This is a genomic window from Pseudomonas sp. KB_15 (assembly GCF_052114525.1).
In the GTDB taxonomy this organism is placed as follows: Bacteria; Pseudomonadota; Gammaproteobacteria; order Pseudomonadales; family Pseudomonadaceae; genus Aquipseudomonas.
On record NZ_JBFREX010000008.1, the window covers coordinates 112,399 to 135,380 of the forward strand.

The following is a 22,982-nucleotide window of genomic DNA, read 5'->3' on the forward strand; positions in this document are numbered from 1 at the left end:
CAAACTTATGCTCTGCTCCATTCCCTCCATGCCTTGCCGAGGATGCCGCGCATGTCGTCGCTCGATCACTTTCAAGCCCCGCTGGACACCGACATGGAAAAACAGCGCGCGGAACTGGCGGCGATCATCCGCCGTAACACCGCCGAAGATGGCAGTTATGCCACCGCCATCGGCTCGCTATTCATGTCGCGTCACAGCCAGTCCCACGAGTTCGCCCCCGGGCTGGCGCAACCGGCGCTGTGCATCATGGCCCAGGGGCGCAAGGAAGTTCGGCTGGCCGATGAATACTTCAATTACGACCCGTTGAACTACCTGGTGGTCTCGGTCTCGATGCCGCTGAGTGGACGGGTGGTGGATGTCTCGGCCGAGGAACCGATCCTGGCCTTGCGCCTGGACATCGACCCGGCGGAAATCACCGCACTGATCGCCGACGCCGGCCCCCTCGGCGTGCCCACCCGGCCGACCGGGCGCGGGCTGTATGTCGAGCGGCTCGACACCGCCATGCTCGACGCCGTGCTGCGCCTGGCACGCTTGCTGGACACGCCGAAAGACATCGCCATGCTGGCGCCGCTGATTCGCCGGGAGATCCTCTATCGATTGTTGCGCAGCAAGCAAGGGCATCGGCTGTACGAAATCGCCATCACCAACAGTCAGAGCCATCGCATCAGCCAGGCGATCAAATGGCTCAACGGCAATTTTGAACAGCCGTTGCGCATCGATGATTTGGCCAAAGAGGTGAACCTGAGCGTGTCGACGCTGCATCACCGCTTCAAGGCGATGACGGCGATGAGTCCGTTGCAGTATCAGAAGCAGTTGCGTCTGCAAGAAGCGCGGCGGTTGATGCTGGCCGAAGGGTTGGAGGCTTCGGCGGCGGGGTATCGCGTCGGGTATGAAAGTCCGTCGCAGTTCAGCCGTGAATACAGCCGGTTGTTCGGGGCGCCGCCGTTGCGGGATCTGGCGCGGTTGCGCTTGTCAGTCTGATCCAGAATTTGTGTTGATTGTGCCGGCCTCATCGCGAGCAGGCTCACTCCCACAAAGGATCTCCAGTGAACACAACATTTGTGAACACCTCAGATCCATTGTAGGAGCGAGCCTGCTCGCGATGAAGCCAGTGAGGCCAGCATCAAACCTGGATCAAGCCCCGAGTACCCGGCAAGCCTCCACCGGCAAGGTCACCGACACCGGATGCCCAACGCTCAGGCCAAAGCCCTGACACGGCGTACTCAGTGCGGTAAACGACACTCCGGAACATTCGACCGTGGTCTCGATGGTCGCACCGATATCGCGCACGAACGTCACCTTGCCCAGCAAGCGGTTGCCCGCGGTCGCCTGAGGTGCGGACAGTTGCAGGTCTTCCGGACGAATCAGCATCTTCACCTTTTCCCCTGCCGCAATGCTCGTGCAGATTGGCACTTGCAGCGCATCGCCGCCCGGCAGGCTGACCTTGCCATTACCCAGCGCCGTGGCCGGGAAGATGTTGCCCGAGCCGATGAAGTCCGCGACGAACTCGTTGGCCGGGTGCCGGTAGATTTCAATCGGCGTGCCCACCTGTTGCACTTTGTGCTCACCCAGTACAACCACGATATCAGCCATGGTCATGGCCTCGCGCTGGTCGTGGGTCACCATGATGGTGGTGATGTTCAGGCGTTGTTGCAGTTGACGAATCTCCACCTGCATCGACTCACGCAGCTTGGCGTCCAGCGCCGACAGCGGTTCATCCAGCAGAAGGATTTTCGGGTGATTGGCAATTGCCCGGGCAATCGCCACACGCTGGCGTTGCCCGCCGGACAGCTTGGCCACCGGACGATCAATCATTTGCTGCAACTGGATCAGTTCCAGCAACTCCACCACCCGCGCCTGCTGATCAGCCTTGCTGACCCCGCGCAACTTCAACGGATAGGCGATGTTCTCGCCCACGGTCATGTGCGGGAACAGCGCCAGGGACTGGAACACCATGCCGAAGTTGCGCAGGTGCGCCGGGGTGTTGCCGATGTCCTCGCCGTCCAGGCGGATCTCGCCGCCGGTCAGGGTTTCAAGGCCGGCAATCATGCGCAGCAAGGTGGTTTTGCCGCAGCCCGAAGGGCCGAGGAAACACACCAGTTTGCCCTCGGGCAAATGCAGGTTCACATCCGTTACCGCGCAGGCCGAGCCGTAATGTTTCTCGACGTTTTCCAGAATCAGACCAGTCATGTGAATCACCTCAAGAAATCAGAACGAAACGCCACCTTCACCAACCAGCTTCTCCAGCGCCCAGATCAGGACGAAGTCGATCAGCACGATCAGCACGGCAAACGAAAATACGGTTGGGTCGAGCGAAGACACGGTGCGGCTGTACATCCAGATCGGCACGGTCATCACATCGATGGTGTAGAGGAAATAGGTCACGGTGAATTCGTTGAACGAGACGATGAACGCCAGCAGCATGCCCGCCAGGATCCCCGACTTCATCAACGGCACCACCACATCGACAATCGCCCGCAGCGGTGAGGCACCGAGCATTTGCGCGGCCTCTTCGACTTCGCTGCCAATGGAGAGCATTGCCGCCGTGCAGTTCTTCACCACGAACGGCAACGCCAGGATCACGTGGGCAATCACCAACCGCGAGGTGGTCATCTGGAACGGCAGGCTGTCGAACACCAGCAGCAACGCCAGGCCCAGCACCACCATCGGGAACACCAGGGGCAGCGACATCAGTTGCAGCGCCACGGCCTTGCCGCGGAACTCGCAACGGGTCAGCGCGTATGCCGCCGGCACGGCGATGATGGTCGCGAAGACCATGGTCAGGCACGACACCATCAGGCTGGTGGTCATGGCTTTGCCCAGGCTCAGCACGTCGCTGGCGTCCGGCGACACAAAGGTGTGCCAGGCGGCCTTGTACCATTGCAGGCTGTAGCTGCTCGGCGGGAAGTCGAGGTTCGACGCGCCGCTGAACGACATGACGATCATGGTCAGGATCGGCAGTACCGCCAGCAGCAGGATGAAGCCAGAAAGGATGCCGGCAAACTTGCCGGTCTCGCCGGGCAACAGCCCATAACGCTTCTTGGTCAGGGTGCTCATTGGGAAGCCTCCAGCATGCGCCGACGACGGCCAGTGATGTATTCGGACAGGGTCATGATCGCGAGGGTAGTGACGATCAGCACCACACCGGCAGCGGACGCGGCGGGCCAGTTCATCAGCGGGGCGATCTGGTCATGCACCATCACCGCCAGCATCGGCACGCGCCGGCCACCGAGCAGCAACGGCACCACGAAACTGCTGGCGTTGTAGGCGAACACCAGGGTCGCGCCGGTAATGATCCCCGGCAGACTCATCGGCAATACCACTTGGCGGAACACCTGGAAGCGACTCGCGCCCAGGGTTGCGGCAGCTTCTTCGTAGCTGCGGGCGACGCCGCGCATGGCGCTGGCAATCGGCAGCACGGCCAGCGGGAAGGCGGTTTGCACCAGGCCCATCAACACGCCGTTCTGGTTGTACAACAGCATGATCGGGCGCTTGATCAGGCCCAGGCCCATCAGGGTCTGGTTGAGCATGCCACCGGGGCCGAGGATCACCAGCCAGCCGTAGCTTTGCAGCAGCAGGTTGACCAGCAGCGGCAGCAACACCGCCGCAAGGAAGATCCGTCGCACGAACGGCGAGGTCAGGCGCGACATGGTGTAGGCCACCGGGATCGCCAGAATCACTGCGATCACTGCGCTGATCAGCGCCAGGCGCAAGGTCAGCATCAGGGATTTGAGGTAATAGGGTTCCAGCAACTGGGCGTAACTGGCCAGGCTGAACCCGGACCATTCCGCGCCTTTGGTGCCCACGCTCATGCGCAGCACCAGCAGGCTGGCGGCAATCAGTACGCCAAGAAACAGCATCGACGGCGAGAGGAAAAACCAGGCGCGCGCCGTTGGCGAAACACCCCGAACGGCGCGCACGGGGGCGGCACTCAACGGATGAGTCAGAGGTTGGTGTTCCATAGCAAAGGGTCTCGTCAATGGAAAGCAGCTGACAAACACAAGACTCAAGGTCACTTTGCCCCTTGTGGGAGCGAGCTTGCTCGCGATGACTGCTTGTCAGTCGCCAATGATGTCGACTGACACTCCGCTATCGCGAGCAAGCTCGCTCCCACAGGGGATCTTCAGTGTTTGAGGATCCTGTGTAGGTCACTCGATCAGGAAGAAAAGATTTCCGTGTAACGACGAATCCACTGGTCATGCACAGTCGCCAGGAAGGCGTTGTCGTGCATGATCGCCTTCTCGGCAATCTGCTCCGGCGTGAGGATGTACGGGCTCTTGCGCGCTTCGGCGGAGATGATCGCCTTGGCGTTGACCGGGCCGTTGTAGATGTCTTCAGCCATCTTGCCCTGTACCAGCGGGTCCAGAGAGTGGTTGATGAAGGCGTAGGCCATGTCGGTATCGCCCGGACGGTTCTTCGGCATCACCGACAGCATCAGGTCGGTGTAGAAGCCTTCCTTCATGCCGAACGTGGCACCCAGACCGTAGTTCGGGTCGCGGATCTGTTTCGGGAAGAAGGCTGGCGCGTACAGGCCACCCATGTCCAGGGAACCAGTGCGGAACAGCTCGGCGATCTGGTTCGGGTTTTCACCCAGGGTCACCACACGATCTTTCAGCTCGGCGAGTTTCTTGAAGCCAGGCTCGATGTTGTGTTCGTCACCACCGGCCAGTTTGGCGGCGATGATGATCAGGTCCATGGCCTCGGTCCAGTTCGGCGGCGGCAGGAAGATGTTCGGGGCCAGCTCCGGGTCCCACAGGGCCGCGTAGCTGTCCGGCGCTTGTTTCTGGGTGCGGGTGCTGTAGACCAGGCTGTTGCACCACAGCAGGTAACCGATGCCGTGGCCGTTGGCGCCGGTACGGTATTTCTCCGGCACATCGACGAGGTTGGGAATGCGGTTGAGGTCGGGCTTTTCCAGCAGGTTGGCGGCAGCCAGACCTTCGGCGCCGACGCCTGCCAGGGTGATGATGTCGTACTGCGGACGATCACCGCCGGCCTTGAGTTTGGCGACCATTTCCGAGGTACTGCCGGTGCGGTCAGCGATGACCTTGCAGCCGTACTTGTCTTCGAAAGTCGCGGCGATGTTGCGCAGTGCAGCCAAGCCGGTGTCGTCGGACCAGGTCAGCAAACGCAGGGTCTTGCCGGCAAAACGTGTGTCGCTGGCATTGGCCTTGATGAACGGCATGCTCATGGCTGCCGCTGCAACCGAGGCTACGCCCACGGTCTTGATAAATTGACGTCTGTTCAGATCATGCTCGCCCATTACGGACTCCCTTTGTTTTTGTAGGTATGAGGCAGGTCGAAACTGTTGCATCCGCGCGACTGGACCAGCGTTATCCCCCGTATTTTCGGGGGCTTGGCTGAACCAGCAAGTTCATCCTGAGGTCGTGTAAAACACCTGACTATCGATAAAAACTCATTGAAGCCATGACGCCAGCGCATGCCTTCTTTCGGGGCATGCGGATAGGTTTTCTGTAGGAGCGAGCCTGCTCGCGATGGATGCAAGGGCACCGCGCTCATTCAGGTACCCCGCGTCATCGTTGACGTCCATCGCGAGCATGCTCGCTCCTACAGTGATCGGCGTCAGACAGCCCGAATCACGTGTTTGATTTCCTGGAAAGCCTGCAAGCCCCACGGCCCCAATTCGCGGCCGATGCTGCTCTGCTTGTAGCCGCCCCAGGCGGTCTGCGGGAAGATCACCTGTGGTGCGTTGATCCACACAAGCCCCGCCTGCAAAGCGTTGGCGACGCGGTCGGCGGTCTCGGCATTGCGCGTCACCACACTGGCGACCAGGCCGAACTGGCTGTCGTTGGCCAGGGCAATCGCTTCGGCTTCAGAGGCAAAACTGCGTACGCAGATCACCGGGCCGAAAATCTCTTCACACCACAACGCACTGTCGAGGGGCACTTCGGTGAAAACCGTCGGCTGCAAAAAATATCCGCGTGGCAGGTCGGCCGGGCGATTGCCACCGCAAACCAGCTTGGCGCCGGCGCTCAAACCGCGATCGATGTGACCGAGCACGCGCTGGTATTGCGCCTGATTGACCAGCGCGCCCATCTCTACATTCGGGTCGAACGGGTCGGCCACACGAATGGCTTCGGCACGGGCCTTCACACGGGTCAGGAATTCGTCGGCCAGCTCATCGGCCACCAGCACGCGGCTGGTGGCGGAGCACATCTGCCCGGCGTTGAAGAAACCACCGCCGCAGGCCACTTCCACCGCCAGGTCGAGATCGGCATCGGCCAGCACCAGCAGTGATGATTTGCCGCCCAGCTCCAGGCTCACGCCTTTGACGGTTTCCGCCGCCCGCTGCATGACCTGCACGCCGACCGCATTGCTACCGGTGAAGGAAATTTTCGCGATCCGCGGATCCGCCGACAACGGCGCGCCAACGGCCAGGCCGGTGCCGCACACCAGATTGAACACGCCCGCCGGCAAACCGGCTTCAGCAATGATCGTTGCCAGTTCCAGCTCCGGCAGCGGCGTCACTTCCGAAGGCTTGAGCACCACACAGCAACCGGCGGCCAGGGCCGGGGCGAGTTTCCACGCGGTGGTGACCATCGGGAAGTTCCACGGCACGATCAAGCCGACTACACCGCAAGGTTCACGGCGCAGGCGAGCGCTGAAGTCGTCGGTCGGCAGCTCAATGGCGCTGTCCTGTTTCGCATCCAGCCCTTCGGCCAGACCGGCGTAGTACTCGAACGTGGCGATCACGTCATCGACGTCGATCGCTGCTTCGAACTGCGGCTTGCCGTTGTTGCTCGATTGCAAGTGCATCAATTTTTCACGATTGGCCTGCACGCCCACGGCGATTTTGCGCAGGATCGCACCGCGTTCGGCACCCGTGGTTTTCGACCAGTCGGCGAACGCCTGGGTCGCCGCGCTCACGGCTTGAGCAACAGCGCGCTCATCGCCGCCATTCACCGTGGTCAACAGGGCTTCGGTCGCCGGGTTGATCACGCGCAGGTGTTCGTTACCGGCCGACCATTGGCCGTTGATGTACAGGCCATTCAGAGTTGTAGGAAGCGTCATTTCGACACCGCCTGCATCCACTTGGCCTGGTCGATTTCAATCAGGGTCGGGCCCTGGCGATCGGTGGCCATACGCAATGCACCACGCAGTTGCTCGACACTGCTGACCGCTTCGGCCGCACAACCCAAAGCCTTGGCCACACCGATGAAGTCCGGGGTGTAGATGTCCACGCCAACCGGCTCGATGGCGCGGTTGACCATGTATTTCTTGATCTCTTCGTAGCCCTGGTTATTCCACAGCAGCACGATCACCGGGGTACGCGCTTCGACGGCGCTGGCCAGTTCCGGCAGGGTGAATTGCAGGCCACCGTCGCCGATCAGGCACACCACCGGCGGGCGGGCACCGTTTTCAGCACTGCCGCCGAGCCAGGCGCCAATCGCGGCCGGCAAGGCGTAACCGAGGGTGCCGTAACCGGTGGACGAGTTGAACCAGCGACGCGGGCGCTCCGGGTTGAACGTCAGGTTGCCGGTGTACACCGGCTGGGTCGAATCGCCGACGAACACCGCGTCCGGCAGTTCGTGCAGCACGGTTTCGAGGAAACGGGTCTGGGCCAGGGTCGGTGCGTCCCAGGTCGCGGCCAGGTCTTCACGCAGACGTGCGGCGCGTACCTGGCCCCAATCGTTGCTGCGCTCGGCCAGGGATTTGTGCGACAGGGCGCTGAGCAAAGCCTGGGCGGCGTTGCGCGAGTCGGCCACCAGTGCCACGTGCGGCGGGTAGTTGCGCACGGTCTGGTCCGGGTCGATGTCCACGCGCAGCAGTTGGCCAGGAATCTCGAAGCCACCGGCGAAGGTCACGTCGTAGTCGGTCTCGGCCAGTTCGGTGCCGATGGCCAGGACCACATCGGCCTCGGCGACCAGCGCACGGGTGGCGACCAGGCTCTGGGTCGAACCGATCAGCAGCGGGTGGCCGGAGGCGAGCATGCCCTTGGCATTGATGGTCAGCGCGACCGGCGCGTCCAGCATCTCGGCCAGTTCAGTCAGCTCGGCCGCCGCGTCGATGGCACCGCCACCGGCGAGAATCAGCGGACGCTTGGCGCCGGCCAGCAATTCGGTCATGCGCGACACGGCGCTCGGCGAAGCACCGGCGCGGTCGATATTGACCGGCAGGCTGGCGAGCAAGTCGTCAGCCTCTTCAACCAGAACGTCCAATGGAATTTCAATGTGCACCGGGCGCGGACGGCCAGCCTGGAACAGCGCAAAGGCGCGGGCCAACACACCCGGCAATTCCGATGCCGACATCAGGGTGTGGGAGAACGCCGCCACACCGGCGCACAGTGCGCCCTGGTTCGGCAGTTCATGCAGCTTGCCGCGACCGCCACCCAACTGGCTGCGCGATTGCACGCTGGAGATCACCAGCATCGGGATCGAATCAGCGTAGGCCTGGCCCATGGCGGTGGTGATGTTGGTCATGCCAGGACCGGTGATGATGAAGCACACACCCGGTTTGCCGCTGGTGCGGGCGTAGCCGTCGGCCATGAAGCCGGCGCCCTGCTCATGGCGCGGCGTGACGTGGTTGATGCTCGAACGGGCCAGCCCGCGATACAGTTCCACGGTATGAACCCCCGGAATGCCGAACACCTGCTCGACTCCGTAGTTTTCGAGTAACTTGACCAATACTTCGCCGCACGTCGCCATGTCTTTGCCCTTTTTGTTCGTTTGAGACGCCGGGGCTGCGGTGTGTTTATGATGGATTCGCAGGCCCGGGAATGGCCTCATTGGAACGGGCGACACGTAGCCGCAACAATGGATAAAAAGTCATACTAGCCATGTCCTCACGTCATACCTTGGATCCCAATGAAACGACTGCCTCCCCTGCCGGCGCTGCACACTTTTCTGATTACCGCGCAGTGCTGCAATTTCACCCGGGCCGCCGAGCAACTGCACATCACCCAGGGCGCGGTGAGTCGGCAGATCGCCGGGCTGGAAGACCATCTGGGTTATGAGTTGTTCATCCGCCAGGCCCGAGGCCTGGACCTGACAGCCGAGGGACGGGAATGGCTGCCACGGGTCCAGCAGATTTTCGGCCTGATCGACGAAGCGGTTGAGCAGATCGGCGAGAAGCGCGAAACCCTGCAGCTCAAGGCACCGACCTGCGTCATGCGCTGGCTGCTGCCGCGTCTGTTGCAATGGCAAAAGGAACGCCCGGACGTGCCGGTGGAACTGACCACTACGGTCAAGCACGGCGTGGATTTTCATCTCGAGCAGTTCGATGCGGCGGTGATGTACGGCGCACCGCCGGACAATTCATTGATGTCGCAAAAACTCTTCGACGAACAACTCACACCGGTGTGTTCCAGGCCGATGCTCGAAGGCCCCATGCCCCTGCAGATACCGGCCGATCTGCAACAACACCTGCTGCTGCACCCGACCCGCGACGAGCGGGACTGGAAGGCCTGGCTGAAAGCCGCGGATGTGCATTTGACCAATGTCGGCAAGGGCCAGCATTTCGAAACCCTGGACCTGGCGATGTCGATGGCGTCCCAGGGAACGGGGGTGGCGATTGGCGATTGGTCCCTGATCGGCGATGACCTGAATGCCGGGCGGCTGGTCATGCCATTCGAATTGAAGGTGACAACGGGACTGGCGTATTACCTGGTTTTCCCCGAAAAACCCGGACCTTCAGCGAAGTTGCGCGAGTTGATGGGCTGGTTGGTGGAGCAGGCGCAGTCTCGGTAAATCCGGCAAATCGTGCTGCTTGCCACTGTAGGAGCGAGCCTGCTCGCGATGGCGGCTTCACCTTCAAAATGGATGTTGAATGTGATGACCTCATCGCGAGCAGGCTCGCTCCTACAGGTGTTCAGTCAGTTCAATACCCGACTGTAAAGCGCTGCCGCGAATGCTTCGGCGCTTCAACTTCGTCGAGCATCGCAATCGCATAATCGGCGAATGTGATCCAGCTGCGCCCTTCGCTGCTCACCAGCAAATCATCCTGGCCGGTGCGGAATTTTCCGCTGCGTTCGCCCTCGACAAATTCCGCCGATGGCGACAGGAAGGTCCAGTCCAGTTCCTTTTCCTGTTGCAGGCTCCCCAGGAACTCGGCACCGGCGCCGGCTTCGGCCTTATACGCGTCCGGAAAACCTTTGCTGTCGATCACCCGCGTTCCGTCAGGCAACAACAGCGAACCGGCACCTCCCACTACCAGCAGACGTTTTACCCCGGCCTCTTTCACCGGCCCGACGACAGCGCTGGCAGGTAGCGTGGCGAAATGCGCCGCGCTGATTACCACGTCATGCCCCTTGACGGCAGCTTGCAGTGCAGAGGCATCGAGGGCGTCGACGTTCTTGCTGACCACACCGGCACGCTGGCCGATTTTCGCCGTGTCGCGGGCAATGGCGGTAACGCTGTGACCACGACGCAGGGCTTCTTCCAGCAGTTGGCTACCGGCACGACCGGTGGCACCGATGATTGCGATTTTGCTCATGACGTTCTCCAGTTGGCTTGAAAATATCGGTATGTTGCATTGGAGCTTTTGTGGCGAGGGAGCTTGCTCCCTCGCTGCAGGAATCCCCATTACCCCTTAAATTCATTCACCCCACTTCATCTCGCCCTTGGCGACTTTGGCGCTCAGCTCCAGGGAGCTTTCGTCACCCAGGGTCGGAAAACGCTTTTTCATCGCGGCGATCAGTGCGGAAGAATCCTTGGCCTTGGCGGTTTCTTCGTCGAAAGCCTTGATGTAATCGGCTGTGAACTGCACCGCGGCGAGGGCATGGTTGCCGTCGCCGAGGTAATGCCCCGGCACGACAGTCTTCGGTTTCAGGGTTTCAATGGAGTGCAGCGTAGTCAGCCAATCGGCATGGGACTGCGGAGTTTGCGTGTCAGCCATCCACACGTGGATGTTTTGCGCCACCACGACACCGCCGACTACAGCCTTGATCGACGGAATCCACACAAAGCTGCGATCCGGTTGTGGGCCTTCAAGACCAAGCACCTGCAACTTCTGCCCTTCGAGCATCAGGCTGTCGCCCTTGAGTACGTCCGGCACGATGGTTTTTGCTGGCACATCAGCCCCCATTTTCGGGCCCCAGAACGCCAGTTTGCCGTCGACGGTTTGCTTGATGTGGTCAACGGTCGGCTGCGAGGCGAGGACCTTGGCCTTGGGGAACGCGGCCGTCAGGGTATCGAGGCCGAAGTAGTAATCCGGGTCACCGTGGCTGATGTAGATGGTGGTCAGCTGCTTGCCGCTGGCGCGGATTTTTTCCACCACCTGTTCGGCCTGGGACTTGCCGAATTGCGCATCCACCAGGATCGCTTCTTTTTCGCCGCTGACCAGCACCGAAGTCACCGGGAAGATGGCTTTTTCGCCGGGGTTGTAGACATCCAGCGTCAGGGTCGATGCGGTTGCATGGGCGGCGAAACCGAGGGCGGCACTTGCCAGTAATACGCGCTTGAGGGTGGTGAAACCGATCATTTGTTGCTCCGTTGTCCGAATGCCGTGCTTGGCCAATGCGTTTTTTTGTAGGAGCGAGCTTGCTCGCGATGGTCGCAAACGATGACGCGTACTTATCCGGGATACGCGGTGTATTTGAATCAATCGCGAGCAAGCTCGCTCCTACAGAGGAACAGAGCTTAGTTGCCTGACTCGGTACAAAAAATGCGATGCTTGAACATAGTTTGTTTCTGAAAGCGGGCAAATCATGGATCGTCTTCAAGCAATGCGCGTGTTCGTCACGGTGGTCGACCTCGGCAGCCAGTCGGCCGCTGCCGATCATCTGGAGCTGTCACGGCCGGTGGTGTCGCGGTATCTGGCGGAACTGGAAGACTGGGTCGGCGCGCGCCTGATGCATCGCACCACACGCAAATTGAGCCTGACCGCCGCCGGTAACGAGATCCTGCCGCGTTGCCGGCAAATGCTCGACTTGTCCAGCGACATGCAAGCCGCCGTCAGCGAGCCGGACGCAGCACCGCGCGGCCTGCTGCGGATCAGCGTCAGCACCTCGTTCGGTCAGGCGCAACTGGCCGATGCCATGGCCGCTTACGTCAAACGCTACCCCGGCGTCAGCATCGACATGCAGATGCTCGACCGCACCGTGAACCTGGTGGATGAGCGTATCGACCTGGCGATTCGCACCAGCAATGACCTGGACCCGAACCTGATCGCCCGCCGCCTGACGGTTTGCCGCTCGGTGATCTGCGCTTCCCCTGCCTACTTGCGCGAGCACCCGGCGCCGCAACGGGTCGAGGATCTGAGCCTGCACAATTGCCTGACCCATTCCTACTTCGGCAAAAGCCTCTGGCATTTCGAGCAGGATGGCGAACAGGTTTCCGTGCCGGTGCAGGGCAACATCAGCGCCAACGAGGCCAGCACGCTGTTGCGCGCAACGATTGCCGGCGCTGGCGTGGCGATGCTGCCCACCTACCAGGCCGGCGTGCACATTCACAGCGGCGAGTTGATTCGCCTGCTGCCGGCGGCGGAACCCCGGCAAATGAACGTGTATGCGGTGTATGCCTCACGCAAGCACATGCCGGCGGCATTGCGCAGCCTGCTGGATTTTCTGGTACTGAGATTTCCGGAAGAACCGGCGTGGGATATCGGCCTGTAACCCGATCAAACCTGTAGGAGCGAGCCTGCTCGCGATTGCGGTGGATCAGTCAACATTTTCGTCAATGAACGATTGCTATCGCGAGCAGGCTATGCTCAAAGTAATACCGAAAGGTATTCGTTCAGAGGTCAACGCCATGAACATCAGAACAAGAAGATACCTCGCGATTTTCATCACCTGTGCGGTCACGCTCGGGTTGTATGGCGCTGCCGCCTGGCGCGTCGAGCAACTGCGCAACCTGCCCCGTGAATACGCGAGCTGCAACTTCGAGCGCTGCATTCCCCACAACGCCACCCTCAACGCCCTCCAGTAACGAAGGGGGTCAGGCTTCGTTGTCCTGATCGGCCTTCAAGCGATCGCGGAACGCCTTGGGCGAAATTCCCACACGACGCCGGAACAGGCGCGTGAAGTTGGTCGGATCGGAAAAGCCCAACACGTCGGACATTTCATAAATGGTCATGCTGGTATAGGTCAGCAAGCGCTTGGCCTCCAGCAATTGCCGTTCGTGCATGATCTGCAACGCCGGTTGCCCCGCCAGCTCGCGGCAGGTGCCGTTGAGGTGGGACACGGAAATCCCCAGCCGGTGCGCCAGGTCCTCGACCTTGACGTGCTGGCGATAGGTCTCTTCCACCAGTTGAATAAAGCCGTTGAGGTATTCCCGGGCCCGCTGCGGTCGCGCCATGGCGGTGCGACGCTGGATCACCTGGCGGCTGACCCACACCACGATCACACTGACCAGCGAATGCATGAGCATTTCCCGCGCCGGTTGATGGCTGGTGTATTCGTTCTGCAAGGCGCTGAACAGGCTGTGGAGATACTCGGCATCCTTGTCTGCCGGGTAACTTTCTGCCTGGGCCAGGGCATTGACCGATTGCCCCAACTGCATCTGCAGGTGGGCAATCAGCGGCGCGGCCAGGGTCACGACAAACCCTTCCACGTCCTCCGAAAAGCGAAAACCGTGCACCGACAACGGTGGCAGGATCTGGATCGCCGGTTCCACCAGTTGCGTACGTTTGCCTTCGATTTCAAGCTCTGCCTGACCTTTGAATACGAAGAGCAACTGGCACAAGTCCGCGTGGCGGTGGGGTTTGATTTCCCAATGATGTTCGCGACTGCGTTTGGAAATGGTTTCACAGTGCAGCAAGTCCGGGGTCGGCCAATCCAGGCTTTCACCGTAGAGCTTGAACACCGGAATCGAAGGCAGGTCAGGCTTGTTCATCACTTCAATCCAGGCCTCGGAATAGATGACGGGCGATAATCGCACCGATTGGCAGAATGTACAGCTATCCGCTCAGTTTTCACCTTCAATTGACAGACCCGCAAGGGAAAAATGCAAGCACTCGATCCATAAAAATCACTCACCGGCTCTGGTCGCGTGAAGCTTGCGAGTCATAAAAACAATGAAAACGCTGAAAACCCAGGTCGCCATCATTGGTGCCGGCCCTTCAGGCTTGTTGCTCGGCCAATTGCTGCACAACGCCGGCATCGACACCCTCATTCTAGAACGCCAGACCCCGGACTATGTACTCGGCCGAATCCGCGCAGGCGTGCTTGAACAAGGCATGGTAGAGCTGTTGCGCCAGGCCGGCGTGAGTCAGCGCATGGACGCCGAGGGACTGGTCCATTGCGGTTTCGAACTGGCTCTCGACGGGCGCCGGGTTCACATCGATCTGCACGCCCTGACGGGGGGCAAAACCGTGATGATCTATGGCCAGACCGAGGTCACCCGCGACCTGATGGCCGCTCGTCGGGAGGCCGGCGCGCAGACGATTTATCAAGCAGACAACGTCGTCCCCCACGGCCTGAAAACCGATGAAGCGTTTGTCACTTTTGAGAAGGACGGCGAGACCTGGCGACTCGATTGCGACTACATCGCCGGTTGCGACGGCTTCCATGGCGTGGCGCGGCAATCGATTCCCGCCGAAAGCCTGAAAATCTTCGAACGGATCTATCCCTTCGGCTGGCTCGGGATCCTGGCCGATACCCCGCCGGTCCACGAAGAATTGGTCTACGCCCGCCATGAGCGCGGTTTTGCCCTGTGCAGCATGCGCTCGCCGACACGCACCCGTTATTACCTGCAAGTGCCCACCAGCGATCATGTCGATAACTGGTCGGATCAACGCTTCTGGGACGAACTCAAGTTGCGATTGCCGCAAGCGCTGGCGGACGAACTGGTCACCGGCCCGTCCATCGAAAAAAGCATCGCGCCGCTACGCAGCTTCGTGGTCGAACCGATGCAGTACGGCCGCCTGTTCCTGGTCGGCGATGCCGCGCACATTGTCCCGCCTACCGGCGCCAAGGGCCTGAACCTGGCAGCCAGTGATGTGAGTACGCTGTTCAACATTCTGCTCAAGGTTTACCGCGAAGATCGCCTTGATTTGCTGGAGAAATACTCGGAAATCTGCCTGCGCCGGGTGTGGAAGGCCGAGCGGTTTTCCTGGTGGATGACCTCGATGCTGCACCGTTTCGAGGAGCATGATGCGTTCAGCCAGCGCATTGCCGAATCGGAGCTGGAGTATTTTGTCGGTTCCGAAGCAGGTCGTAAAACCATTGCAGAAAACTACGTCGGGCTTCCTTACGAGGCTATCGAATAGCTTCCTACCGACTTACACTGGCGAGCACTACCGCTCGCCTTGCCTCGCGCGGGTCAATCACTGCCCACAGGTTTTCCCGTGACCAATCTCCACCAGCCTGAAACGCCCAAACCCGCCATCCGCAGCGTGCTGATCGCGCTGATGCTGGCGATCTTTCTCGGGGCACTGGACCAGACCATCGTCGCCGTTTCGATGCCGGCCATCTCCGCGCAATTCAAGGACGTCAGCCTGCTGGCCTGGGTGATTTCCGGCTACATGGTGGCCATGACCGTGGCGGTGCCGATCTACGGCAAACTGGGCGACCTGTACGGGCGGCGCAAGCTGATGCTGTTTGGCATGGGCCTGTTCACCCTGGCGTCGGTGTTCTGCGGCATGGCCCAGAGCATGGAGCAACTGGTTCTGGCGCGGATCTTCCAGGGCATCGGGGCCGGCGGGATGATTTCGGTGAGCCAGGCGATCATCGGCGACATCGTGCCGCCCCGGGAACGCGGTCGTTATCAGGGCTATTTCAGCAGCATGTACGCCGTGGCCAGCGTGGCCGGCCCGGTGCTCGGCGGATACATGACCGAATACCTGTCCTGGCGCTGGGTATTTTTGATCAACCTGCCGCTGGGCCTGGGTGCCTGGCTGGTAGCCAATCGCACGCTGGTGGGGCTACCGATTCCGCAACGCAAGCCGATCATCGATTACCTGGGCACCGTGCTGATGATCATCGGGCTGACGGCGTTGTTGCTGGGCATCACGCAGATCGGTCAGGGCCATTCGTGGCGCAGTGCCGAAGTGCTGGCGCTGCTGGCTTGTGCGGTACTCGTGCTGGGGCTGTTCGTCGCCCACGAGCGGCGGGCACGGGAGCCGTTGCTGCCCATGCATCTGTTCGCCAACCGCAATGCGATCCTGTGCTGGTGCACGATTTTCTTCACCAGTTTCCAGGCCATCTCGCTGATTGTATTGATGCCGTTGCGCTTCCAGAGCGTGACCGGCGCCGGTGCCGACAGCGCCGCCCTGCACCTGCTGCCGCTGGCCATGGGCTTGCCGATTGGCGCGTATTTCGCCGGCCGCCGCACCTCCGTGACCGGACGCTACAAACCGATGATCCTCACCGGTGCTGCGCTGATGCCCATTGCGATTCTTGGCATGGCGTTCAGCCCGCCGCAGGCATTCGTCGTATGCAGCCTGTTCATGTTGCTTTGCGGGATTTCCTCCGGCATGCAGTTCCCGACGTCATTGGTGGGCACGCAGAACTCGGTGGAGCAACGGGACATCGGCGTGGCCACCAGCACCACCAATCTGTTCCGTTCGCTGGGTGGTGCGGTCGGCGTCGCGTTGATGTCGGCGCTGCTGCTGGCGCTGTTGCAGGATTCAAGCTTTGCGCACCTGGCCGGCTCGTCGCTGATTGCCGAAGGCCGTTCGGGGAATGTGTTGCTGGACGGCTTGAACGCCGCACCGGGTGATGCACAGAACGCCTTGCGCGCCGAGTTGTTGCTGACGTTCCGGCACTTGCTGACGGTCAGTGCGGTGGTGTCGTTGCTGGGGCTGGCGGCGGCGATTGCCATGCCGAACATGTTGTTGCGCGGGCGCGAGGACAAGGTTCGTTAGACAGACCGTGTTGCCTGCAATCGCGAGCAAGCCCGCTCCCACATGTGATCTCTGGTGTACACAAACACTGCAATCACTGGAGATCCAATGTCGGAGCGAGCCTGCTCGCGATATGGCCTTGTGTGGCGAGGGAACTTGCTCCCTCGCCACAAGTGCTCGTATTACTGCCGGGTGCGCAGTTGCTGCTGCAAGTTCTGGATCTGCGCCTGAAGGGTGTTGATGTTGCGGGTGACCTGGCTGCGGAACGCATCGAACTCGGCAGTGTTGGTCGAGCCCTGTGCGGCGGCCGGACGGTTGTCCTGCTGGCTCTTGAGCACGATCATGTCTTGCTCGAGACGCTCGATGGCCGCGCTCGGGTTGCCTTGCTTCTTCAGCGCGACGATATCGGCGCCCAGGCTTTTCAGCTGTGCATCGAGTTTTTCGGCGTCGGACGGGGTATTTTTCAGGGCGGCCAATTCACCGCTCAAGGTTTTGACCTGAGCCTGCAACTGCGTATTGGCTGCCTGATGTTCAGTGTTCTGGGCAGCCAGCTGCGCCAGGCGTTTGTCCAGTTCGGTAGTTTGCGCGGACATTTGTGCCAGACGCTTGTCCAGGTCCGAGGCCTGACCGGCAACACCTTGCTGCTGCGCGTTCTGGTCCTGGAGTTTGCTTTCCAGCTGACGGATTTGCAGCTTCAAGGCCTCGCTGTCGGTGGTGACGTTGGTCTGACTGGCGACAACTTTTCCGGAAATATCCTGTAAGCGCCCCGCCGCTTCCTCACTGATACGCGCGAAACTTTCCTGGGTTGCCACCAATTGCTGTTCCATCAGGGAAATCTGCTGAAAGCTCCACCAGGCCAGGCCCGCGAACGCAATGACCAGCGCCCCGACCAACGCCCAAAGGGGGCCGGTGCTCGCCGCCTTGACCTTCATCACCGGCACCGGGCGCGAATGCACGACCGTGCGGGCAGTGGGCGGAAAATCGTCGTCGAGAACGTCTGCACGCAAGCTCGGTACATCGTCGAAGTCGTCGTTGGCATCGTTTCGCATGGACATTGAATCAACCTTTGTGAATCACATAATGGCTTTATGCCGCGCAGTATAAACCCCACAGCCGCAACCATTGACCCTGAAGCCCCGTTCCCGGTTCAGTAGAGGGTCGTTGTTCGAGTGTCAGCGATTAGCCTGGGCCTTCCACCAGCCACAGAATTCATCGAGCGCCGTCCAGAGGCTGACCTTGGGATCGTAATCCAGATAATGCCGGGCGCGGCTGATGTCCAGGGTGAAATTTTTGTTCATGACCTGCATGCCCAGACGCGACAGCGTCGGTTCGGGACGCCCCGGCCACAACTTGCACACACCCTCGTTGAGCGCCGCCACGCTGTAGGCCAGGCCGTAGGAACGGTAGCGGGTAACCTGTGGGACTTCCATGTTGCGCATGACGTAATTGACCACGTCCCACAGGGGAACCGGCGCGCCGTTGCTGATGTTGTAAGCCTTGCCCAGCGCAGAACCGCTGGCCAACAAACTGCTGAGCAACGCTTCGTTGAGGTTTTGCACGCTGGTGAAATCAACTTTGTTCAGACCGTTGCCGATGATTGCCAGGCGCCGCTTGCGCTGCATGTTCAACAGGCGCGGGAAGATGCTCATGTCGCCGGCCCCGGTGACGAAACGCGGACGCAGAGCCAGGGTTTCGAGGCCGAACTCCTGGGCGCCGAAGACTTTTTGTTCGGCCAGGTACTTGGTGGCGGCGTAAGGGTGCTTGAAGCGCTTGGGCACCTGCTCTTCGGTCAGGCCCTGGTGATCGCGACCATCGAAGTAGATCGACGGCGACGACAAATGCACCAGCCGCCGAACCCGTTGCTTCAGGCAGGCTTCGACCACGTTCTCGGTGACCTGGACGTTGCCCTGAAGAAAGTCCTGATAACGACCCCACAAACCGACGGCACCGGCGCAATGCACCACGGCCTCGACGTCCGAACACAGTTCGCGCGCCAGTTCCGGGTCACTCAAGTCCCCCTGGATGAACTCGGCACCGCGGCGTACCAGATGCTCCACACTCTCGGCCCGGCGACCGTTGACCCGCACGTCCAGGCCCTGCTCCAGGGCAAAACGCGCAAAGCGCCCGCCAATGAAGCCGCTTGCGCCGGTAACCAGAATCTTCATGAATTGCTCCGAATATTTCGTTTTGCGTATTACGTGAGGTCTTGACGCTACGCGTCAGTCCAAGGGCACCAGCCATTGCTTCGATGCGCTGACCAATTGATCGGTGAGCAGCCCCAGCAACTGACCGCCATTACGCCAATGATGCCAGTACAGCGGCACATCGATCGGCTTATCTGGCAATAACTCGCGCAATACGCCCCTTTCAAGTTGCTCGCGTACCTGCAGTTCCGGAACCAACCCCCAGCCCAGACCGGCTTCGGTCAATCGAATGAAACCTTCGGACGACGGGCATAAATGGTGTTCGAAACCACCCTCGACGCCGAGGGACGCAAGATACCGATGCTGCAGGAAATCGTCCGGACCAAATACCAGCGCCGGGGTACGGGCCAACTGATCGGCGCGTACGCCTTGCGGAAAATGCCGGGCAATAAAGGCCGGGCTGGCCAGTGCACGGTAACGCATGGCCCCCAGCAATACGCTGCGCGCACCCGCCACCGGACGCTCACTGGCACAGACGCAGGCCGCCACCTCACCGGCGCGCATGCGCTTGAGGCCGACGGTCTGGTCTTCGACCACCAGATCCATCAACAAATGTTGTTCCGCGCAAAACGCCCCCACGGCCTGCGCCCACCACGTGGCCAGGCTGTCAGCGTTCAGGGCGATCCGCAGGCGTTCGGGCAGGCCCTCTTCATCCAGCGCCGGCACCAGGCTTTGCAAATCCCGTTCAAGCAAGCGCACCTGTTGCACGTGGTTGAGCAGCCGCCGACCGATTTCCGTCGGCGTTGGCGGCGTGGCCCGCACCAGTACCGGCTGGCCAACCCGCGCTTCCAGCAGTTTGATGCGCTGGGAAATCGCCGATTGCGACAGGCCCAGCACCTGGGCCGCCCGTTCAAAACCGGCCTGTTCGACCACGGCCGCGAGGGCAGAAAGCAATTTATAGTCGAACATCAGTTTTCCTAATGAGCGATCAGCAAGATTGGTTTTTCTTATACAGCCTTCACAAGGACAATGGCCAGCAAGAACTCTTGAACAAGGATCACCCATATGGCTGGCGAAACTTCATTGGCAACACTGCTGCGCAGCATGAGCCCGCAACTCAACGCCGGCGAATACGTGTTCTGCACCCTGCGCGACGGCAGGTTGCCCACGGATCTGGAGATTGTCGGCAGCTTCCGCGAGCAGGAAGGCCTGACCGTGATTCTCGAACGCTCCCTCGCTGAAAAGGCCGGATTCAGCTTCGACTATATCGCCGCCTGGATCACCTTGAACGTACATTCGGCCCTCGAAGCGGTCGGCCTGACCGCCGCGTTCGCCACGGCACTTGGCCAGGCAGGAATCAGCTGCAACGTGATTGCCGGCTACTACCACGACCATTTGTTTGTCGGCCAGGCCGACGCCGACCGTGCCCTGCAAGTGCTGCGGGATCTGGCAGCCAACGCGGAGTAAAAAATCATGTGGCAAAGTTATGTGAACGGGCTGCTCGTGGCCTTCGGCCTGATCATGGCGATCGGGACCCAGAATGCGTTTGTCCTGGCGCAAAGCCTGCGGCGTGAGCATCACCTGCCGGTGGCGGCGCTGTGCGTGGCCTGCGATGCCCTGTTGGTGGCCGCCGGAGTGTTCGGCCTGGCGACCGTACTGGCACAAAATCCGACGCTGTTGGCGATTGCCCGCTGGGGCGGCGCAGCGTTTCTGTTGTGGTACGGCAGCCAGGCGCTGCGTCGGGCCTTTTCGACACAGAGCCTGCAAGAGGGCGAAAGCCAGACCGTGCGCTCACTGCGGGCAGTCATGCTCAGTGCGTTGGCGGTGACGCTGCTCAACCCGCACGTCTATCTGGACACCGTTTTGCTGATCGGCTCCCTCGGCGCACAACAAACCGAGCCCGGTGCTTATGTCGTAGGCGCGGCCAGTGCCTCGCTGCTTTGGTTCTTCACCCTGGCGCTCGGTGCGGCATGGCTGGCACCGTGGCTCGCCCGCCCCAGTACCTGGCGAATTCTCGATCTGTTGGTGGCGGTGATGATGTTTGCCGTAGCGCTGCAGTTAATCGTAGCCATCTGATTCGCGGAACCTCTATTCCACACAGTTGTTGCGTGGTTATGCCGTCCCCCCGGTGCTATGATCCGACTCCCTGCGCCGCAAAGAGTACAAACTCCCCGGCGCTTGTCTGGCCGCCCGTGATCGGCCTTGCGCTCACCGCAACTGACCTGATTAGGAGAATCATCATGGCTTTCGAATTGCCGCCGCTGCCGTACGCACACGATGCCCTGCAGCCGCACATTTCCAAGGAAACCCTGGAATACCACCACGACAAGCACCACAACACCTATGTCGTGAACCTGAACAACCTGGTGCCAGGCACCGAGTTCGAAGGCAAGACCCTGGAAGAAATCGTCAAGACTTCCTCGGGCGGTATCTTCAACAACGCCGCTCAGGTCTGGAACCACACTTTCTACTGGAACTGCCTGGCGCCAAACGCCGGTGGTCAACCAACCGGCGCACTGGCTGAAGCCATCAACGCAGCGTTCGGTTCGTTCGACAAGTTCAAGGAAGAGTTCAGCAAGACTTCCATCGGCACCTTCGGTTCCGGTTGGGGCTGGCTGGTGAAGAAGGCTGACGGTTCCCTGGCCCTGGCCAGCACCATCGGCGCCGGCAACCCGCTGACCAACGGCGACACCCCGCTGCTGACCTGCGACGTCTGGGAACACGCTTACTACATCGACTACCGCAACCTGCGTCCGAAGTACGTCGAAGCGTTCTGGAACCTGGTCAACTGGAAATTCGTGGCTGAGCAGTTCGAAGGCAAAACCTTCACCGCTTAAGCTCGACGCCAGTCAAAAAACCCGGCTTTTGCCGGGTTTTTTTTGAGTTCGGGAAAGTGGCCACATCAATGAAAAATCTGTCGATTATCCGGCCCTCTTCGCGAGCAAGCCCGCTCCCACATTTGATCTGTATACGGCACGATCCAGTGTGGGAGCGGGCTTGCTCGCGAAGAACGATGACGCGGTTAGTCTGCCAACTACCGCGGATCGAGGTTATCCAACGCGCGACTCACTGCCAGCTCCGCCAACATGACAATCTGCGAAATGGCCAGCGCTGTGTTGCGCTGGGGGCCATTCAGGTAGGTGGCGAAATCACTCGCCAGGACATTGGCTGAAGCCAGTGATTCACAGGCGTGGGCAAGAAGGCTTTCCGTGTCCATATCGGGAACGATCATGAACATGGTGCGGGGACTGTAGGGTTTGGTGGTGCTGCTGGGGGGATCGGGGATTAACTTATCCAAAATATGCTCCTTATCGATTGGAGCCATCTCTCGCCGTTTCTCACGCGGGCGGAGAGGTGGCAGCTATGTACGGAGTGAGAAACCGGCAAGAGAGCAATCCGGCCAGACCGAGGTCTGCCCGCACACAGCCGCCATAAAGCATTGCTGGCAGCGGATAAGCTGGCGGCAATTATGGTGGTACTGGCGCTGGATTAACACTCTCTTGCGGGTTCTCACGCCCGATCGCTGAAGCATTTCAGCGATCACCAAAGGTTATTCAGCCCGCTTCCGACGGACAACCTGAAAACTGCGTGGGAAACTTCTGGCGCTTTCCTACACCGCGCCATCTCGCAAAAACGTAACGCGGAGCGTCCCTGGCAGCATTCCCACGCGGGAGCGTGGGAACGATCAGCTTAGAGGCGTGGGAGATTGGTCGGCTGTCAGGCCGCCATCGCGAGCAAGCTCGCTCCCACAGGGTCGAGGTACATCCGCCAGATTCAGGTCGGCTGACAGGCCCCCTTCGCGAGCAAGCCCGCTCCCACAATGGATCGGTGTACACACACTGCTTCTCACCACTCAACAGGCCGAGCGTTAGCTCGCCTGCAGCTCTTGATCTTGATCCACCCGCCCCCTCGGCAGGCTGAGTGGAGGCGTTCATCCGGGGGGTAGGCGCGCAGCGCCGTTCGGCGCAGCCGAACACATCGAGAGGAGGTCGCGCGAAGCCGACCGGAGGCGATGCCCCCGGATGAATGCCGGAGCGAAGGAACCCCGAGCCTAAGCGAGGGGCCGTACGTCAGGGGCGAGCGTTTTTTTGCTTACTTTTT

General features: G+C 60.8%; 22 protein-coding genes. 9 read left to right on the forward strand and 13 right to left on the reverse strand.

Annotated features, from left to right (window positions below):
• The first annotated feature begins 51 nt into the window (after nt 1-51).
• Complete coding sequence (locus tag AB4Z35_RS11265; protein ID WP_007986108.1) at nt 52-981, forward strand: AraC family transcriptional regulator; 930 nt, start codon at nt 52-54, stop codon at nt 979-981.
• A 153-nt stretch (nt 982-1,134) separates the two neighbouring features.
• Here AB4Z35_RS11265 and AB4Z35_RS11270 read toward each other — a convergent pair whose 3' ends face one another.
• The 6 genes from AB4Z35_RS11270 to AB4Z35_RS11295 form a co-directional block, all read right to left on the reverse strand.
• Nucleotides 1,135-2,190: an ABC transporter ATP-binding protein gene (locus tag AB4Z35_RS11270; RefSeq protein WP_007993656.1), complete on the reverse strand. Its 1,056-nt coding sequence runs from the start codon at nt 2,188-2,190 to the stop codon at nt 1,135-1,137.
• Nucleotides 2,191-2,208: 18 nt separating this feature from the next.
• The gene (locus tag AB4Z35_RS11275) at nt 2,209-3,057 is read right to left on the reverse strand and encodes an ABC transporter permease (protein ID WP_007986104.1); all 849 of its coding nucleotides are present in this window, start codon (nt 3,055-3,057) and stop codon (nt 2,209-2,211) included.
• The gene (locus AB4Z35_RS11280) at nt 3,054-3,962 is read right to left on the reverse strand and encodes an ABC transporter permease (RefSeq protein ID WP_007993653.1); all 909 of its coding nucleotides are present in this window, start codon (nt 3,960-3,962) and stop codon (nt 3,054-3,056) included. Before AB4Z35_RS11280 ends, AB4Z35_RS11275 begins: the two co-directional genes overlap by 4 nt.
• Nucleotides 3,963-4,156: 194 nt before the next feature.
• Complete coding sequence (locus AB4Z35_RS11285; RefSeq protein ID WP_007986100.1) at nt 4,157-5,260, reverse strand: ABC transporter substrate-binding protein; 1,104 nt, start codon at nt 5,258-5,260, stop codon at nt 4,157-4,159.
• Between the two features lie 320 nt (nt 5,261-5,580).
• A complete protein-coding gene (locus AB4Z35_RS11290) occupies nt 5,581-7,029 on the reverse strand; it encodes an aldehyde dehydrogenase family protein (RefSeq protein ID WP_442097073.1) in 1,449 nt (482 codons plus the stop codon).
• The gene (locus tag AB4Z35_RS11295) at nt 7,026-8,663 is read right to left on the reverse strand and encodes a 5-guanidino-2-oxopentanoate decarboxylase (protein WP_442097075.1); all 1,638 of its coding nucleotides are present in this window, start codon (nt 8,661-8,663) and stop codon (nt 7,026-7,028) included. The genes AB4Z35_RS11290 and AB4Z35_RS11295 overlap by 4 nt, the downstream gene beginning before the upstream one ends.
• 159 nt (nt 8,664-8,822) lie before the next feature.
• Between AB4Z35_RS11295 and AB4Z35_RS11300 the strand changes: the two genes are divergently transcribed.
• Nucleotides 8,823-9,704: a LysR substrate-binding domain-containing protein gene (locus AB4Z35_RS11300; RefSeq protein ID WP_442097076.1), complete on the forward strand. Its 882-nt coding sequence runs from the start codon at nt 8,823-8,825 to the stop codon at nt 9,702-9,704.
• A gap of 130 nt (nt 9,705-9,834) precedes the next feature.
• Here AB4Z35_RS11300 and AB4Z35_RS11305 read toward each other — a convergent pair whose 3' ends face one another.
• Together AB4Z35_RS11305 and AB4Z35_RS11310 are read right to left on the reverse strand one after the other, a co-directional pair.
• A complete protein-coding gene (locus AB4Z35_RS11305) occupies nt 9,835-10,449 on the reverse strand; it encodes an NAD(P)-dependent oxidoreductase (protein WP_442097078.1) in 615 nt (204 codons plus the stop codon).
• A 102-nt stretch (nt 10,450-10,551) separates the two neighbouring features.
• Nucleotides 10,552-11,436: an MBL fold metallo-hydrolase gene (locus AB4Z35_RS11310; protein WP_442097079.1), complete on the reverse strand. Its 885-nt coding sequence runs from the start codon at nt 11,434-11,436 to the stop codon at nt 10,552-10,554.
• 226 nt (nt 11,437-11,662) lie between these two features.
• Here AB4Z35_RS11310 and AB4Z35_RS11315 point away from each other — a divergent pair, with 226 nt between their 5' ends.
• Together AB4Z35_RS11315 and AB4Z35_RS11320 are read left to right on the forward strand one after the other, a co-directional pair.
• Nucleotides 11,663-12,568, forward strand: coding sequence for a LysR family transcriptional regulator (locus tag AB4Z35_RS11315; RefSeq protein WP_218278317.1), 906 nt, complete (start codon nt 11,663-11,665; stop codon nt 12,566-12,568).
• A 136-nt stretch (nt 12,569-12,704) separates the two neighbouring features.
• Nucleotides 12,705-12,881 carry a hypothetical protein gene (locus AB4Z35_RS11320; protein ID WP_007993642.1) on the forward strand — a complete coding sequence of 59 codons (177 nt, stop codon included), beginning with the start codon at nt 12,705-12,707 and terminating at the stop codon, nt 12,879-12,881.
• A gap of 9 nt (nt 12,882-12,890) precedes the next feature.
• On the opposite strand, the gene AB4Z35_RS11325 is transcribed toward AB4Z35_RS11320, so the two are convergent.
• Nucleotides 12,891-13,787: a helix-turn-helix domain-containing protein gene (locus AB4Z35_RS11325; protein ID WP_007993640.1), complete on the reverse strand. Its 897-nt coding sequence runs from the start codon at nt 13,785-13,787 to the stop codon at nt 12,891-12,893.
• A gap of 190 nt (nt 13,788-13,977) precedes the next feature.
• Here AB4Z35_RS11325 and pobA point away from each other — a divergent pair, with 190 nt between their 5' ends.
• A complete protein-coding gene (pobA, locus tag AB4Z35_RS11330) occupies nt 13,978-15,162 on the forward strand; it encodes a 4-hydroxybenzoate 3-monooxygenase (RefSeq protein ID WP_442097091.1) in 1,185 nt (394 codons plus the stop codon).
• Between the two features lie 78 nt (nt 15,163-15,240).
• Nucleotides 15,241-16,758, forward strand: coding sequence for an MDR family MFS transporter (locus AB4Z35_RS11335; RefSeq protein WP_442097080.1), 1,518 nt, complete (start codon nt 15,241-15,243; stop codon nt 16,756-16,758).
• Nucleotides 16,759-16,919: 161 nt separating this feature from the next.
• Here AB4Z35_RS11335 and AB4Z35_RS11340 read toward each other — a convergent pair whose 3' ends face one another.
• From AB4Z35_RS11340 to AB4Z35_RS11350, 3 genes are all read right to left on the reverse strand, one after another.
• A complete protein-coding gene (locus AB4Z35_RS11340; RefSeq protein WP_442097081.1) occupies nt 16,920-17,792 on the reverse strand; it encodes an ATPase in 873 nt (290 codons plus the stop codon).
• A gap of 117 nt (nt 17,793-17,909) precedes the next feature.
• Nucleotides 17,910-18,902: an NAD-dependent epimerase/dehydratase family protein gene (locus tag AB4Z35_RS11345; RefSeq protein WP_442097082.1), complete on the reverse strand. Its 993-nt coding sequence runs from the start codon at nt 18,900-18,902 to the stop codon at nt 17,910-17,912.
• 54 nt (nt 18,903-18,956) lie between these two features.
• Nucleotides 18,957-19,850 (reverse strand): LysR family transcriptional regulator ArgP, encoded by an 894-nt coding sequence (locus AB4Z35_RS11350; RefSeq protein WP_442097083.1) that lies wholly within the window; start codon nt 19,848-19,850, stop codon nt 18,957-18,959.
• Nucleotides 19,851-19,946: 96 nt separating this feature from the next.
• Between AB4Z35_RS11350 and AB4Z35_RS11355 the strand changes: the two genes are divergently transcribed.
• The 3 genes from AB4Z35_RS11355 (at nt 19,947) to AB4Z35_RS11365 (ending at nt 21,718) form a co-directional block, all read left to right on the forward strand.
• On the forward strand, nt 19,947-20,348 hold the full coding sequence (locus AB4Z35_RS11355; protein ID WP_442097084.1) for an ACT domain-containing protein: 402 nt from the start codon (nt 19,947-19,949) through the stop codon (nt 20,346-20,348).
• A 6-nt stretch (nt 20,349-20,354) separates the two neighbouring features.
• On the forward strand, nt 20,355-20,957 hold the full coding sequence (locus AB4Z35_RS11360; protein WP_442097085.1) for a LysE/ArgO family amino acid transporter: 603 nt from the start codon (nt 20,355-20,357) through the stop codon (nt 20,955-20,957).
• A 164-nt stretch (nt 20,958-21,121) separates the two neighbouring features.
• Nucleotides 21,122-21,718, forward strand: a complete 597-nt coding sequence (locus tag AB4Z35_RS11365; protein ID WP_007986065.1) for a superoxide dismutase — start codon at nt 21,122-21,124, stop codon at nt 21,716-21,718.
• Nucleotides 21,719-21,915: 197 nt separating this feature from the next.
• On the opposite strand, the gene AB4Z35_RS11370 is transcribed toward AB4Z35_RS11365, so the two are convergent.
• Nucleotides 21,916-22,179, reverse strand: coding sequence for a DUF6124 family protein (locus AB4Z35_RS11370; RefSeq protein WP_442097086.1), 264 nt, complete (start codon nt 22,177-22,179; stop codon nt 21,916-21,918).
• Nucleotides 22,180-22,982: the final 803 nt, after the last annotated feature.

Excerpts from the sequence above, each read along its gene's own strand:
- AB4Z35_RS11295 (WP_442097075.1), bottom strand. The coding sequence starts at position 8,663 with ATGGCGACGTGCGGCGAAGTATTGGTCAAGTTACTCGAAAACTACGGA.
- AB4Z35_RS11285 (WP_007986100.1), bottom strand. The coding sequence starts at position 5,260 with ATGGGCGAGCATGATCTGAACAGACGTCAATTTATCAAGACCGTGGGC.
- AB4Z35_RS11265 (WP_007986108.1), top strand. The coding sequence starts at position 52 with ATGTCGTCGCTCGATCACTTTCAAGCCCCGCTGGACACCGACATGGAA.
- AB4Z35_RS11290 (WP_442097073.1), bottom strand. The coding sequence starts at position 7,029 with ATGACGCTTCCTACAACTCTGAATGGCCTGTACATCAACGGCCAATGG.
- AB4Z35_RS11270 (WP_007993656.1), bottom strand. The coding sequence starts at position 2,190 with ATGACTGGTCTGATTCTGGAAAACGTCGAGAAACATTACGGCTCGGCC.
- AB4Z35_RS11355 (WP_442097084.1), top strand. The coding sequence starts at position 19,947 with ATGGCTGGCGAAACTTCATTGGCAACACTGCTGCGCAGCATGAGCCCG.
- AB4Z35_RS11320 (WP_007993642.1), top strand. The coding sequence starts at position 12,705 with ATGAACATCAGAACAAGAAGATACCTCGCGATTTTCATCACCTGTGCG.
- AB4Z35_RS11300 (WP_442097076.1), top strand. The coding sequence starts at position 8,823 with ATGAAACGACTGCCTCCCCTGCCGGCGCTGCACACTTTTCTGATTACC.
- AB4Z35_RS11365 (WP_007986065.1), top strand. The coding sequence starts at position 21,122 with ATGGCTTTCGAATTGCCGCCGCTGCCGTACGCACACGATGCCCTGCAG.
- AB4Z35_RS11340 (WP_442097081.1), bottom strand. The coding sequence starts at position 17,792 with ATGTCCATGCGAAACGATGCCAACGACGACTTCGACGATGTACCGAGC.
- AB4Z35_RS11310 (WP_442097079.1), bottom strand. The coding sequence starts at position 11,436 with ATGATCGGTTTCACCACCCTCAAGCGCGTATTACTGGCAAGTGCCGCC.
- AB4Z35_RS11275 (WP_007986104.1), bottom strand. The coding sequence starts at position 3,057 with ATGAGCACCCTGACCAAGAAGCGTTATGGGCTGTTGCCCGGCGAGACC.
- AB4Z35_RS11325 (WP_007993640.1), bottom strand. The coding sequence starts at position 13,787 with ATGAACAAGCCTGACCTGCCTTCGATTCCGGTGTTCAAGCTCTACGGT.
- AB4Z35_RS11280 (WP_007993653.1), bottom strand. The coding sequence starts at position 3,962 with ATGGAACACCAACCTCTGACTCATCCGTTGAGTGCCGCCCCCGTGCGC.
- AB4Z35_RS11345 (WP_442097082.1), bottom strand. The coding sequence starts at position 18,902 with ATGAAGATTCTGGTTACCGGCGCAAGCGGCTTCATTGGCGGGCGCTTT.
- AB4Z35_RS11350 (WP_442097083.1), bottom strand. The coding sequence starts at position 19,850 with ATGTTCGACTATAAATTGCTTTCTGCCCTCGCGGCCGTGGTCGAACAG.
- AB4Z35_RS11305 (WP_442097078.1), bottom strand. The coding sequence starts at position 10,449 with ATGAGCAAAATCGCAATCATCGGTGCCACCGGTCGTGCCGGTAGCCAA.
- AB4Z35_RS11315 (WP_218278317.1), top strand. The coding sequence starts at position 11,663 with ATGGATCGTCTTCAAGCAATGCGCGTGTTCGTCACGGTGGTCGACCTC.
- AB4Z35_RS11360 (WP_442097085.1), top strand. The coding sequence starts at position 20,355 with ATGTGGCAAAGTTATGTGAACGGGCTGCTCGTGGCCTTCGGCCTGATC.